9 protein-coding genes and 1 other RNA gene are annotated in these 11,585 nt (G+C 36.5%); 4 read left to right on the plus strand and 6 right to left on the minus strand.

The window, feature by feature from the left end; genetic code table 11:
* Window positions 1–96: 96 nt before the first annotated feature.
* The 5 genes from C0975_RS04025 to glnS all read right to left on the minus strand — a co-directional run bounded on the left by C0975_RS04025 (window position 97) and on the right by glnS (window position 5,624).
* The gene (locus C0975_RS04025; protein WP_101775108.1) at window positions 97–636 is read right to left on the minus strand and encodes a hypothetical protein; all 540 of its coding nucleotides are present in this window, start codon (window positions 634–636) and stop codon (window positions 97–99) included.
* Window positions 637–663: 27 nt separating this feature from the next.
* Window positions 664–978, minus strand: coding sequence for a hypothetical protein (locus tag C0975_RS04030; RefSeq protein ID WP_101775109.1), 315 nt, complete (start codon window positions 976–978; stop codon window positions 664–666).
* A gap of 19 nt (window positions 979–997) precedes the next feature.
* The gene (locus tag C0975_RS04035) at window positions 998–2,161 is read right to left on the minus strand and encodes a PstS family phosphate ABC transporter substrate-binding protein (RefSeq protein WP_101775110.1); all 1,164 of its coding nucleotides are present in this window, start codon (window positions 2,159–2,161) and stop codon (window positions 998–1,000) included.
* Between the two features lie 104 nt (window positions 2,162–2,265).
* The gene (locus C0975_RS04040) at window positions 2,266–3,711 is read right to left on the minus strand and encodes an alanine/glycine:cation symporter family protein (protein ID WP_101775111.1); all 1,446 of its coding nucleotides are present in this window, start codon (window positions 3,709–3,711) and stop codon (window positions 2,266–2,268) included.
* A 233-nt stretch (window positions 3,712–3,944) separates the two neighbouring features.
* Window positions 3,945–5,624 carry a glutamine--tRNA ligase gene (glnS, locus tag C0975_RS04045; RefSeq protein ID WP_101775112.1) on the minus strand — a complete coding sequence of 560 codons (1,680 nt, stop codon included), beginning with the start codon at window positions 5,622–5,624 and terminating at the stop codon, window positions 3,945–3,947.
* 227 nt (window positions 5,625–5,851) lie between these two features.
* Between glnS and C0975_RS04050 the strand changes: the two genes are divergently transcribed.
* The 4 genes from C0975_RS04050 to C0975_RS04065 all read left to right on the plus strand — a co-directional run bounded on the left by C0975_RS04050 (window position 5,852) and on the right by C0975_RS04065 (window position 11,180).
* Complete coding sequence (locus C0975_RS04050) at window positions 5,852–7,015, plus strand: efflux RND transporter periplasmic adaptor subunit (protein ID WP_101775113.1); 1,164 nt, start codon at window positions 5,852–5,854, stop codon at window positions 7,013–7,015.
* Window positions 7,016–7,031: 16 nt separating this feature from the next.
* Window positions 7,032–8,966: a MacB family efflux pump subunit gene (locus C0975_RS04055; protein ID WP_101775114.1), complete on the plus strand. Its 1,935-nt coding sequence runs from the start codon at window positions 7,032–7,034 to the stop codon at window positions 8,964–8,966.
* 73 nt (window positions 8,967–9,039) lie between these two features.
* Window positions 9,040–10,407 (plus strand): toxin/drug exporter TdeA, encoded by a 1,368-nt coding sequence (gene tdeA, locus C0975_RS04060; protein ID WP_101775115.1) that lies wholly within the window; start codon window positions 9,040–9,042, stop codon window positions 10,405–10,407.
* 47 nt (window positions 10,408–10,454) lie between these two features.
* Window positions 10,455–11,180 (plus strand): copper homeostasis protein CutC, encoded by a 726-nt coding sequence (locus C0975_RS04065; RefSeq protein WP_101775116.1) that lies wholly within the window; start codon window positions 10,455–10,457, stop codon window positions 11,178–11,180.
* Between the two features lie 3 nt (window positions 11,181–11,183).
* Here C0975_RS04065 and rnpB read toward each other — a convergent pair.
* Window positions 11,184–11,563, minus strand: an RNA gene (gene rnpB, locus C0975_RS04070) — RNase P RNA component class A.
* Window positions 11,564–11,585: the final 22 nt, after the last annotated feature.

Below are 11,585 nucleotides of genomic sequence, written 5' to 3' on the forward strand. Positions count from 1 at the left end.
TTTTATGAACTATTTTAAAAATAGCCAGTCTTAGATAATGCTAGTGCACTGCAAAATGCAGTCGTCTTTTCAACTTTCTTATATTAAGACCTCCCGCTACATCTTCTTGGTGTAGCGGTTTTTTCTTTTTAAGTCCCATAATTTTTCAATTTCTGACCGTACTTTTACTGTCATAGGTTGTATTGGTTCAAGTAAAATTTCATTCTCAATAGGACTCTCACACAAATGAATATACATTTCATAAACCGTCTGTTGATCAACTTGATGTGTATTGATAAAGAAATTTTGTAAACGATAAATACTGACTTGCAGATAATATTGCTCTGCTATTTCAATGATGTGTTCAATCTCTTTGAGATTGCCGCCTACATTACTGATAACAATCAACACATCTTGTGTTTTATGTTGCTGGCAAAACTCAAACGCTTGATTCAATTTCAGCTGCGCTTGTTGTTTTGCTATTTGAAAGCGCTCAACTGTCCATCGATAAATACCATTTATTGTCAAAAAGTGATCATTCTCAATATGAAACACAGTTCCCATTGGATAACTCTGTTGAAATTCAGTGATTTTTTCTAATGCAAAGGTTGTTTTGCCTGAACCCGAATGCCCTCGAATAATAATTAATTTTTGCATTTTTATAAAAATACTTAATTTACCCTGCTATGAGTTTATGAACTCTATCAAAATCTCATAAAAGATAACAATCAAAGAAACAAAAGATTTTCCATAAACAACTAAGATAACCGCTAATATTGCTAAGGGTACTTTTACCGATTTCTTATTCATAAAAGCATCAAAAAAACAGACATAAGCAATATAGAAAAGGATAAAACTGAATAATCCTATATCAGGGTCGCCTATATGATATGAGAAGATCACAATAACTATAGGAGAAATAAAGATAAATAACAAAGCAACTAACCAAAGAAATACCACAATGGATGTACGAATAAACGCTTTCTTTTCTTCATTCATAGCATATCATTCCTATTTTTTAATCTAAGGCGACATAACCTGTTTGCGTAATAATTGCTTTGCCCTGTTCTGATTGAATCCATGCTAAAAAAGCTAACGTTTCAGGGCTTTCATTACCTGTGGTTACAACATAAAATTCTTTTGCATAGGGATATTCGCCTGAAAGAATCGTTTGTCTATTTGGTGCAATGCCATCAATAGTCAGTAATTTAATTGCTTTTGCCTCAACCATTTTAGTGGCAAAAAACAAGAAAGAATAACCGAGTCCATTATCAAAATTTCGATATTCAGTGACAACTTCAATCATGCCTCCCATTCCAGCAGCGACATCATTTGTCGGAGGCTCCATCAGAGGCACATCCCCCATGATCTTCTCAAGCGTAGTTTGGCTACCAGAATTTTTAGGTCGTTGAAAAGCACGAATTTTCATGTTTTCACCGCCCACCTCACGCCAATTTTTAATTTTTCCCGAATAGATATCAACAAGTTGCGCTTTGCTTAGATTGTCTACTTTATTTTGGCTATTAACAAAAAATACAAATGCTTCTTTACCAATCGGGGTTAACTTAAACTCAATACCTTTTTCTTTCGCCATTTCCACTTGGTCTTTAGAAGGTCCTGCTGCAAAAATCATATCTACTTTACCTTCGATCAGATTTTGATAAGCATTTTTCGTTTTACTGCATTTAACTAACGCCTGCGTACTCTCGCAATGAAATGCCATCTCATCGGTTTTAGGTTCAGGATAAACTGCCTGTGCAAAAGCCGCATAGATTGGATAGAGTGCCGTTGCGCCATCTAATCGCGGTAAATTCTGTTTGAGCTTCAATTGGCTTGGAGCATCTAAAGTAACCAATTGATTTCCTTGTTTAAATGGTTGATATTTATATAGATCAACTTTAACCGAAACTCTCGGAGTTGTGGCTAAAATCTCTCGCGCATTTTGTGTATAGAGAACGTAACCAACAAAAGCAACTATCGAAGTAAGCATAATCATTAAAGGATATCTTTTTTTATAATGCTTGCGTGTCACTGTTAATACAAGCCACACGTAACTCATATAAAAAGCAATAATTGAAGGCAAAATAGTACTTGTTCGATAGCCTGCAAAGTCAAAGATAAAATAAATAATGAATAAAACGAATATCAAAAAGAAAGCACCTAACCATAGAATAATAGCCATAATAGTTTTCTCTCCCAATTATTATCAAAAAAGACCGCACTTTTAAGATAATATAATCTTCCCAAAAGTGCGGTCAAATTTAAAGCTGTTTTAGTGATAATTAATTATGACCAAATATCTTTATCAACACCTCGTTTTAATAGCTCAGGATGATCCTCAATTTTAAATACAGGCTCTTGTCCTGCCTTCACTTGACATTGGTAATCTTTCAAAATTAGCCAAACAACTGGTGCTAATAAAATAATAGCCACGAGGTTAATCATTGCCATAATCGCCATCACGGTATCAGCAAAATTCCACACAATATTCGCGTGATTTACTGCACCGAAATAAACGAAGAACAAAACAATTAAACGGAAAATTAAAACAAATAGAGGTCTATTACGAATGAAACGAATATTGCTTTCTGCATAAGCGTAGTTACCAATAATTGATGAATATGCAAATAAGAATAAGATAAAAGCTAAGAAATGCAGACCAAAATCACCTACATGATATTGCAACGCATTTTGAGTTAATGAAATCCCTTTTAAAGACTCACTGCCGTAGTTATCGGATAATAAAATAATAATTGCAGTGCAGCTACATACAATAATGGTATCGACAAAAACGCCTAACATTTGGATTAACCCTTGGCTTGCTGGATGTTTAACATCCGCAGTTGCTGCTGAGTTTGGTGCTGATCCCATCCCTGCTTCATTAGAAAACAAACCTCGTTTTACGCCCATTAACATGGCTTTAGAGAAAATTGCACCAAACATGCCCCCTGCCATAGCACTAAAATCAAAGGCGCTTGAAACAATACGTGAAATGATCATCGGTATTGCAGTCATATTCATCGTCAGAATGATAAGTGCAATAACTAAATAAAATAATGCCATCATAGGCACTAATTTCGCACTGACTACGCCAATGCGTTTGACGCCGCCAAAAATAATTAATGCAGTAATTGCTACTAATAGCAGCCCGACATATTCTGACTTCCAATGCCATGCATTACGGGTTGCTTCAACAATAGCGTTTGCTTGTACCGCATTAAAAGCAAAACCAAACGTAAAAATTAAGCTTATTGCAAATAGTACACCTAACCAAGGTGCTTTTAATCCTTTGGTAATATAATAAGCAGGTCCACCACGATATAATCCGCAAGGCTCTTTCACTTTGAATAATTGCGCAAGTGAAGATTCCGCAAAAGCACTACTCATGCCAATTAAGGCAGTTACCCACATCCAAAAGACGGCACCTTCACCACCAATAGCAATTGCAGTTGCCACACCACCAATGTTACCAACACCAACACGACTCGCTAAACCAGTAGTAAACGCTTGAAACGGTGTTAATGAATTGCCTTCTGCGCTGCGTCCAGACCACATTTCACGTAAGCTACGTGGCAATAAACGAAGTTGTACTAAACCTGTGGTAATCGTAAAAAATAAACCTACGCCCAATAAAGTGACAATGGTAATATCCCATAATGGTCCATCTACCTTTTCTACAAACCATACTAATGCCTGTTCAACGAAATCAACAAAACTAGAAAATAGTTCCATTTATCTTTTCCTTATTCAACGCAATTTCACAAAGTCGATTATTGTAATCGCTTTATTAAATGGAATAGAGCATTTTTTTATTTCTAACTAAAAAATCTCAATTTAATTAAATTAAAACTAAAAATAGAAAGTTTAAATAAAAATTATCTATTTTAAGCACCAAAGTTACTCTTATTTAGTAAACAAAAAAGAGCGCATTTTTGCACTCTTTATCAAGCTAAGTAGAAGAAAAATTAAAATCCTTCTTTTAAACTCACAGTTAAATTGAAGACCAAATGTTCAGGACGGCTATCTTTACTGTCTGCACAATAATAACCTTCGCGTTCAAATTGGTAAGCTTGCTCTGGCTGTGCATTAATTAGGCTTTTCTCTACAACACCCTGTTTTACCACTAATGAATCTGGGTTAAGTACTTCATGAATATCTTCCACAGCTCCCGGATTTGTGACAGTAAATAAACGATTATATTGGCGGAATTCAGCAGGCAAATAATCTTCTGCGGATACCCACTGAATAACGCCCTTGACTTTACGTCCATCCGCAGGATTTTTACCTAGCGTATCAGGATCATAGCTACAGTACACTGTAGTAATATTACCATCAGCATCTTTTTCTACACGTTCTGCTTTAATGACATAAGCATTACGTAAACGTACTTCTTTGCCTAAAACAAGACGTTTATATTGCTTATTTGCTTCTTCACGAAAATCGGCTTGATCAATATAAATTTCACGAGTAAATGGCAATTCGCGCTGCCCAAGTTCCTCACGATTAGGATGATTTGGAGCTTGTAATATTTCTTTGTCGCCAAAGTTTTCAATGACTACTTTCAATGGGTTAATCACGGCCATTGCTCGTGGTGCGTTTTCGTTCAAATCTTCACGAATACAAGCTTCTAATGCGCTCAGCTCAACTGTATTTTCCTGTTTCGTCACGCCAATACGACGGCAAAACTCACGAATTGAAGCGGGTGTATAACCACGACGACGTAAACCTGAAATTGTTGGCATACGTGGATCATTCCAGCCATCTACAATCCCCTCATTTACTAATTGTAATAATTTACGCTTAGACGTTAAGGTTGCTTCTAAGTTTAAACGAGAAAACTCATATTGATGTGGTAATGGGCGTTCAATTGAAATATTGTCTAATACCCAATCATATAAACGACGGTTGTCTTGGAATTCTAACGTGCAAAGAGAATGCGTAATACGTTCAATTGCATCAGAAATACAATGAGTAAAATCATACATTGGATAAATACACCACTTATCACCTGTTTGATGATGGCTTGCAAATTTAATGCGGTATAACACAGGATCACGCATAACCATAAACGGTGATGCCATGTCAATTTTGGCACGTAAACTGGCTTTACCTTCCTCAATTTCGCCATTTTTCATTTTTTCAAACAGCGCTAAGTTTTCTTCCACTGAACGATCGCGATATGGGCTATTTTTCCCTGGCTCAGTTAATGTGCCACGGTATTCACGCATTTCTTCTGGCGAAAGCTCATCAACATAGGCTAAACCTTTTTTGATCAGCTCAAGAGCATAACCATATAATTGGTCAAAATAATCTGACGCATAGTGCGGTTGTCCTTCCCATTTAAAACCTAACCACTCAACATCCTGCTTAATTGAATCCACATATTCCACGTCTTCTTTTACAGGATTAGTATCATCAAAACGTAAATTACATAATCCCTGATAGTCCTCAGCGATACCAAAATTTAAACAAATCGATTTGGCATGACCAATGTGTAAATAACCATTTGGCTCAGGCGGAAAACGTGTTTGAACGCTATGATGCTTACCTGAAGCTAGATCTTCATCAATGATTTGACGAATAAAATTAGTGGGGCGTTTTTCTGCGTTTTCAGTGATTTCTACACGTTCAATTGGGTTACTCATTCTGACCTCAAATTTCAATAAATATTTTGCTATGAAAAATGTTGTTTATTCTACCTTGTTTACCTACAGAATACAAAAGTGCGGTCTGTTTTCTTCTTATTTCGTACTTCCTATTTTTTGTTTTAATGATAAAATGAACGAACGTTCATTCAGTGTAATGGCATCATATTTTCTTAAGCTAATATTTGTATCTTTTAAGGAACTTACCCTACTCTTGAGAAACAACAATGAATAAAAAGTATCTGATTAGCGGCGCCATCATTATTGCGATTCTTATTGGTGGATTTTATTTATTTAATGCGAATCAAAACAATCAAATCACTTATCTTACAGAAACAGTGAAACGCGGTGATCTACAAAAATCCGTTATTGCAACTGGTACGTTGAGAGCTTATCAACGTGTTGAGGTCGGTGCACAAGCATCTGGGAAAATAGAAAAAATACATGTCAAACTTGGGCAACAAATTAAACAAGGCGATCTCATTGCAGAAATTGACTCACAAACACAACATAACCATTTAGATACTGCACAAGCCAAGTTAACCTCTTATCAAGCTCAACTTAATGCGAAAAATGTGGCTTATGACATAGCTAAATCCAGTTACGAACGCAGCAAAAAATTGTATAGCCAAAAAGCAATTAGCCTGACAGAATTGGATAATGCCAAGCATACTTTTGCTGTCGCACAAGCTGCTATCCAAGAAATTACAGCGGCAATTAAGCAAGCTGAAATTGAAGTGAATACAGCAATAACCAATTTAGGCTACACCAAAATCCTATCACCGATTACTGGTACAGTGATTTCTATCCCTGTTTCTGAAGGACAAACAGTTAATGCAAACCAAACGACACCAACTATTATCCAAGTGGCAGATGTGAGTAAAATGCAAATCAAACCCGAAATTTCAGAAGGTGACATTACGAAAGTCAGCGTTGGTATGCCGATTATTTTTTCAACGTTAGCTGAGCCAACAATTCAATACACGACAGTCATCAATGCAATTGATCCTGCAATGACAACATTAACTGATAATGAATACTCAGAATCAGTTGCTAATACAAAAGCCGTCTATTTTTATGCCAACGCACTTGTTGATAATCCAGATAATAAGCTGCGTATTGGTATGACTGCGCAAACTCAAATTTTAGTTGCTGAGGTAAAAGACACTCTGTTTATCCCAACCTCAACTTTAAAACCAGAAAGTAACAAAGTATTTGTTCAGGTACTCCAAGGCAATCAAGTAGAAAAACGTGAGGTCATTATTGGTCTTAATGATGATCTCAATACTCAAATTTTGTCAGGATTACAGGAAGGTGAAAAAGTAATTTCTTCGCAACTCACCAGTGACGAACAAGTAGGCAACACGATTCGTCGTGCAAGAATGTTCTAAAAGTACGGTCGACTTTATGCAAATTATTCAAATCAAAGATCTCAATAAATTTTTTGGTGAAGGTGACTATCGTACCCAAGTGCTTAAAAATATCAATTTAGAGATTAAAAAAGGAGATTTCATTGCTATCATCGGTGCCTCTGGTTCTGGTAAATCAACTCTGATGAATATCATTGGCTGTCTAGATAGTGCCAGCTCTGGTTCATATAAAATTGCAAATGAGGAAGTCAGCTACCTTGATAAAGATGCACTCTCTGATTTACGACAAAAGAAATTTGGCTTTATTTTTCAGCGTTATAATTTACTTTCTACTTTAACTGCTTTAGAAAATGTTGCCTTGCCTGCAATTTATGCTGGCATTGACCAAAAGACACGCCTTACACGTGCTAAAGATTTATTAGAAAAGTTAGGTTTACAGGATAAGTTAGCCAATAAACCTAACCAATTATCTGGCGGGCAGCAACAGCGAGTCAGTATTGCCCGCGCTTTAATGAATGGTGGGGAAATTATCCTCGCCGATGAACCCACTGGTGCATTAGACTCAAAAAGTGGTACAAGGGTAATGGAAATTCTGCAACAACTACATCATGAAGGTCATACGATTATTCTGGTCACTCATGATCAACAGATTGCTCAATTTGCCAATCGCATTATTGAAATTAAAGATGGCGTTATTATTCAAGACCAACAAAAATCCAATTGGGTTGCTGAAAAATTAACAACGCCAACAGTACAAAAAACACGCTTTACTTTGATTAAAGATCAATTTATTGAATCATTTAAAATGTCAGTTAATGCAATTGTGACACATAAATTACGTTCATTACTCACTATGTTAGGCATTATCATTGGCATCACTTCTGTTGTTTCAGTAGTCGCATTAGGTAATGGTTCACAGCAAAAAATCCTATCAAATATTAGTTCACTTGGCACGAATACTATGGATATTTATAACGGAACCGGATTTGGCGACAGACGAGCAGAACGTATGCAAAATTTAACTATGAGTGATGCTAACCTACTCGCCAAACAAAGTTATACTGAAAGTGTGACTCCAAACAGCGCAGTCAGCGGCAGTCTAACTTATGGTAACCAAAATTTTACTGCGCAGGTAAAAGGTGTTAATGAACAATTTTTTGATGTCAAAGGCATCAACTTACTACAAGGTCAACTATTTACGTCTTACGATGTGGCACAAAATACACAAGTGGCAGTCATTGACTCAAATACACTACGTCAAGTCTTTAACAATCACTCACCTTTAGGCAAAATCATTATGATTAATAAAAAGCCACTACGCATTATTGGTGTAGCGAATCCAGCAGGAATGAGTAGTAGTAATAATAGCAGTTTAACGATCTGGCTTCCTTATACTACAGCAATGTATAAAATTTCAGGTAATGCCAAAATTGATTCGATTACAGTAAAAATCAAAGATGAAATCAATACACAAGTGGCGGAAAAAGATCTCACTCATATATTAACTGTGCGTCATGGTAAAAAAGACTTTTTTGTCATAAACAGTGATACGATTAAACAAACTATTGAAAGTACAACTAATACAATGAAATTATTAATTTCTTCAATTGCATTAATTTCATTAATCGTAGGTGGCATTGGCGTAATGAATATTATGTTAGTCTCTGTTACAGAGCGCACCAAAGAAATTGGTGTACGCATGGCAATTGGTGCAAGGCAGTCAAACATTTTGCAACAATTTCTTATTGAGGCAGTATTGATTTGCCTGATTGGTGGCATCACAGGTATTGGACTCTCCCTTGCATTTGGATTTGTGTTTAATCAATTCGCAACAAATTTCAATATGATTTTTTCGACATTTTCGATTATTGCAGCGGTTCTATGTGCCAGTTTAATTGGCATTATTTTTGGTTATATGCCAGCACGAAATGCTGCTCGTTTAAACCCAATTAATGCTTTAGCAAGAGAATAGAAAACTGTTATAATTTATTCAATATAAAGTGCATAAAAACAGACCGCACTTTTTCACTTAAAGGACAATAATAATGTTAAAACTAAATCAGATGACGTTTATCTTGCTTTCAACTACTCTTGTAGGTTGTGTAAATATTGATAATTCTTATCAAACTGTAAAGCAAGATTTCCAACAATATGAAGAACTCACTAAACAGTATAATGTGCAAGAAAATTGGTGGGGACTATATAACGATCCTCAACTCAATAAAGTGATTGAACAAGCATTAAAAAATAACAGAAACCTTGCTAAAGCCACAATTAATGTCAATAAAGCCCTCTATTCCGCGAATTTATTGGGCGCAAATCTAGTTCCTACTTTTAGTGGAAAAACTGAGTCGAGTGCTAGCCGTAATATTGAACATAGTGAAAATTCGAGAATCACTCACAGTGGATCATTAAATGTCAGCTATACATTAGATTTATGGCGCCGTTTAGCGGATTCGGCTTCTGCTGGCGAATGGGCATACAAAGCCACCGCTGAAGATCTCGAAGCAACACGACTTGCATTAATTAATTCAGTGATTATAACTTACTATCAAATTGCCTTTTTAAATGATGCTATTCAAGCAACTGAAGGTAGCATTAAATATTACAACCAGATTAGCCAAATCATGCAAAACCGCTTTAAATTAGGTGTAACTGATAGCGCCAGTGCAGATCAGGCACAACAATCAGTATTAAGAGCACGTAATCAATTATTAACTTATCAAACTCAACGAAAAGTTGCTGAACAAACTTTACGCGATCTACTTAACTTAAAGCCAACTGATACGCTTAATCTGGCATTCCCACGTATTCTCAATGTTAAAGCTATCGGTATTAATACCAATGTTCCAGTATCAACCATTGCTAATCGCCCTGATATTAAAAGCGCGCAATATCGTTTAAACAGTGCTTTTAAAGATGCTAAAGCAATGCAAAAAAGCTGGTTCCCAACAATTACTTTAGGTGCAAGTTTATCCTCTGTAGGTAATAAAGTGGATAATGCATTACATACGCCTATTAGCGCAGGTCTGGTCAGTATTAGCTTACCTTTCTTAAGCTGGAATACAGTAAAATGGAATGTCAAAATTTCTGAGGCAAATTATGAAGCAGCAAAATTACATTATGAACAAACCATTACAACAGCATTAAATGAGATTGATACAAATTATTTCTCGTATAAACAATTACAAACTCATTTTGCCAACTTACAAAAAGCCTATACTTATAATCAACGTATAACAAAGTATTATAAAAATCGCTATGATGCAGGAGTATCTGAGTTGAGAGATTGGCTAAACGCGGCAAACACAGAAAATGATTCTCAAATTGCCATTTTAAATGCAAAATATCAATTAATTCAGCAAGAGAATGCGGTTTATAGTGCAATGGCAGGTTATTACTCAACCAAATAAAGAAAGAGGCGATTGTGCCTCTTTTTTATTATATAAAAGGAGACATCATGAAAGTTGAAGTCTGTATTGATAATATTGAATCAGCACTCAGTGCAGAACAAGCTGGCGCTGATCGTTTAGAATTATGCAGCTGTTTGGCGATTGGTGGTGTCACACCACAATATTCACTGATCAAAAGTGCGGTCAATTTTAGCAAAATTCCCTGTTATGTCATGATTCGACCTCGCGCAGGTGATTTTCTTTTCAACCGCTATGAAGTACAAATGATGGTAGAAGATATTCAAATTGTCAAAGCACTTGGTGCAAAAGGCGTAGTGATTGGCGCATTGACAGCACAAGCTGAAATTGATGTAAAAATTTGTGAAACACTGATAAATGCGGCAGAGGGTTTAGGTGTTACTTTTCATCGTGCTTTTGACTTGTGCCATCATCCTTTCGACAGTTTAGAACAGCTTATTGCACTGGGTTGTGAACGTGTTCTTACTTCTGGTCAAAAAAATACTGCACTGCAAGGCGAAGACTTACTTAAACAGCTTGTTGAACAAGCTGATAATCGAATTAGTATCATGGCTGGCGCAGGAGTTAATGCAGAAAATGCACAAACGTTAGTTAAAAACACAGGGATACAAGAATTACATTTATCAGGTAAAAGCTATCGCTTAAGCCAAATGAAATGGCAGTCAGATGCAGTAATGGGCGCAAATGCAGAAGATGATCAAAAAATTTGGATTAGTGACTTCAATAAAATTAAAGCAGTCAAAGCACTATTTTAAAAAAAGTTGAGTTGGTCGATAAGCCGAGTTCTGTCGTGGACAATCATTCCTCTAGGCGTACGTTCACACGCACGCTCAAGCAACCTACCCGAATCCTGAACGGGCCGCTCATTGGATTCCTATTTGGTCTTGCTACGAGTGGAGTTTACCCTGCCATGTACTGTTACCAGTCATGCGGTGCGCTCTTACCGCACCCTTTCACCCTTACCAGTTAAAAACTGGCGGTCTGCTCTCTGTTGCACTTGTCGTAGGCTCACGCCTCCCAGACGTTATCTGGCACTCTGCCCTATGTAGCTCGGACTTTCCTCTCGTTTACTTGTCCCACTAGGTCGTCATAAGACGGTTAAGGGCTTCAATAAACCAGCGATTGCCTGACCAACTCAAGTGGCGCAGTATAACGGAATT

It is taken from the genome of Pasteurella oralis, from assembly GCF_002850605.1.
In the GTDB taxonomy this organism is placed as follows: Bacteria; Pseudomonadota; Gammaproteobacteria; order Enterobacterales; family Pasteurellaceae; genus Pasteurella; species Pasteurella oralis.